Source organism: Aeromonas sp. s13, assembly GCF_040907905.1.
Taxonomy (GTDB): domain Bacteria; phylum Pseudomonadota; class Gammaproteobacteria; order Enterobacterales; family Aeromonadaceae; genus Aeromonas; species Aeromonas veronii.
In genome coordinates, this window is record NZ_JBFOCS010000019.1 from 1 (window position 1) to 2,729 (window position 2,729).

Consider the following 2,729-nt stretch of genomic DNA (forward strand, 5'->3'; position numbering starts at 1 on the left):
GCCGGCGCCGATTTTCGGGTGGTGACCGAGAAGAGCCTGTTCGCCATGCCGGAGGTGACCATCGGCCTCTACCCCGATGTGGGGGCCAGCTGGTTTTTAAGCCGGATGCCGGGGCGACTCGGGCTGTGGCTTGGTCTGACCGGTGCCCGCTTCAACGGGAGTGATGCCATCTGCCTTGGGCTGGCGGATCACGCCATCGCCAGCAGCGAGCGAGCCGAGCTGCTGCACCGGTTGGCAGAACTCGACTGGTCAGCCGGTTGTGAGCCCCGTGAGCAGATCGATCAGCTGCTACGGGGCCTTCATAAAGGTGCCGCAGCGCAGTTGCCTGCGCCCATCCTGCTGCCCCATCAACCAAAAATTGATGACCTGCTGGCGGGGCGAACGTTGGCGGGAGTGTTGGCAAGACTGTTTGCTGCCCGATTTGACGAAACGGCGGGAGAGAAAGCATTGGCCCAGGCGCAGGAGAGCTGCCGCACCGGCAGTCCCATCAGCCGTGCCATCCTCTGGCGCCAATATTGGCTGGCTCGCCGCCAATCCCTTGCCGAGGTATTTGCCGACGAATTGACTCTCTCGGTCAACTGCGTGCTCAAGGGCGATTTTGTGGAAGGGGTGCGGGCGCTGCTTATCGACAAGGACAGGGATCCCCACTGGCAGGATCAGCCTGCCGAGGGGGATTGGCTGGATGAATTCTATCGCTGGCCCCATGGACACAACCCGTTGGCACGCAAGGGCTAGGCTCTGCTCTGGCAGCCGCGGCGCTATCAAGAACGCAAGGAGCAAGCAGAATGACAAGGATCGGATTTATCGGGCTGGGCAACATGGGGGGACCCATGGCAGCCAACCTGGCCAGGGCCGGGCATACGGTGCAGGTATTTGATCTGGTTGCCCACAGTGTTGAGCGAGCCATTGCAGCAGGCTGTATTGCGGCAGGAGATGCCCGCGAAGCGGTGACCGGCTGTGATGTTGTCATCAGCATGCTGCCTGCCGGTGAGCATGTGCGCAGCCTCTGGTTGGGCAAGAGTGATGGTGAACGGGGCGGGCAGGATCTGCTGGCCGCTTTGCCTGCCGGTGTGCTGGTGATCGACTGTTCTACCATTGATGTGGCCTCTGCCCGTCAAGTAGGGAGCGCGGCCCGTGCACGCGGCTTGCGCTTTATCGATGCCCCTGTCTCGGGCGGAGTTGCCGGCGCAGCGGCAGGCTCACTCACATTTATTGTCGGTGGCGAACAAGCCGACTTTGATGCGGCCAAGCCAGTACTGGCCTGCATGGGGCAGAATCTGTTTCACGCCGGCCCCCTTGGCGCCGGGCAGATCGCCAAGATGTGCAACAACATGCTGCTTGCAATCCAAATGGCGGGCACCGCCGAGGCGCTGGCCCTCGGGGTAAAGGAGGGGCTGGATCCGGCAGTGCTCTCCACCATCATGGGCAAAAGCTCGGGCAACAACTGGAGTCTGGAGCGCTACAACCCCTGGCCCGGGGTGATGGAGAACGTACCGGCCGCACGTAACTATCAGGGGGGATTTATGACCCGGCTGATGGTGAAAGACCTCGGGCTCGCCATGGCGCTGGCCGAGCATGCTCACAGCGCCGTGCCCATGGGAGCTCTTGCGCGCAACCTGTTCAATCTGCATGCGGCGAACGGAGAGGGAGAGCTGGATTTTTCCAGTATCGTCCGGCTTTATCTGGAAAAAGGCAGAGAGGGATAGTGGTCGTCGGGCACCATCTTGCGGCTTGATGGGTTCAGGCTATCGCTGGCATCACAAGGAGAGAGAATGGATATCAAGCAGAAAGTCATCGCTATTACTGGTGCCGGGCGGGGGCTGGGGCGGGCCATAGCGCTCAATCTTGCCGTTCAGGGGGCCGAGTTGGCGTTGATTGACCTGAATGCCAGCGATCTGGCCGTGACGCAGGCCGAAGTGCAAAGTCGTGGCGGACTGTGCTCCATTTTCGTCTGCAACGTGGCAAGCGAACCGGAGGTCGAGATCACCTTTGTCGCGATCAAGGCGCACTTTGGTCGGTTGCACGGGTTGATTAACTGCGCCGGCATTCTGCGCGATGGCATGCTGATCAAGGTGAAAGAGGGGGAAGTTGTAGAGAAGATGAGCCTGGCCCAGTGGCAGAGCGTCATCGACGTCAACCTCACCGGCACCTTCCTGTGCGGGCGCGAGGGGGCCGCGCTGATGGCTACCGGCGGGGAGGGGGGCGTCATCATCAATATCTCCTCCATCGCCCGTGCCGGCAATATCGGCCAGAGCAACTATGCCGCCAGCAAGGCAGGGGTAGCCTCGCTGGTGGTGACCTGGGGGCGGGAGCTTGCCCGCCACGGTATCCGGGTGATGGGGATCGCCCCCGGGGTGTTCGCCACCGATATGACGGCCGCGATGAAGCCGGAGGCGATGGCGCGGATGCAGCAGGCCATTCCGGTCGGCACCCTTGGCGAGGCGCAACAGCTGGCCGAGACGGTGAGCTTTATTTTTGCCAACGACTATCTGTCGGGGCGGATGATAGAACTGGATGGCGGTTTGCGTTTATAGGGATTTACATAATGGGCCCCGGTGTTTCCACCGGGGCTTTTTTATGCAGATTATTTATACAGAGAGCGCCTGAATGGCGATGCATAGGAACCATGCGAGTCAGGTTGTGTTGGCAGAAAAATGAGAAATATCAATGGGTCTTGGTTAATTTGAGCCAGCTCACAGGCCATATGGGTCAGTGCTGTAAAATTGCGC

The 2,729-nt window shown here is 60.8% G+C and carries 3 protein-coding genes; all 3 read left to right on the plus strand.

The features are described 5' to 3' along the window. Nucleotides 1-735, plus strand: a 735-nt coding sequence (locus AB5Y82_RS02305) for an enoyl-CoA hydratase/isomerase family protein (protein WP_368173598.1), incomplete at its 5' end; no start/stop codon positions are given. A 50-nt stretch (nucleotides 736-785) separates the two neighbouring features. Further along, entirely contained in the window at nucleotides 786-1,706 is a 921-nt protein-coding gene (mmsB, locus tag AB5Y82_RS02310; protein ID WP_111900648.1) for a 3-hydroxyisobutyrate dehydrogenase, read from the plus strand. A 66-nt stretch (nucleotides 1,707-1,772) separates the two neighbouring features. After that, entirely contained in the window at nucleotides 1,773-2,534 is a 762-nt protein-coding gene (locus AB5Y82_RS02315) for an SDR family oxidoreductase (RefSeq protein ID WP_111900649.1), read from the plus strand. The last annotated feature ends 195 nt before the right edge of the window (nucleotides 2,535-2,729 follow it).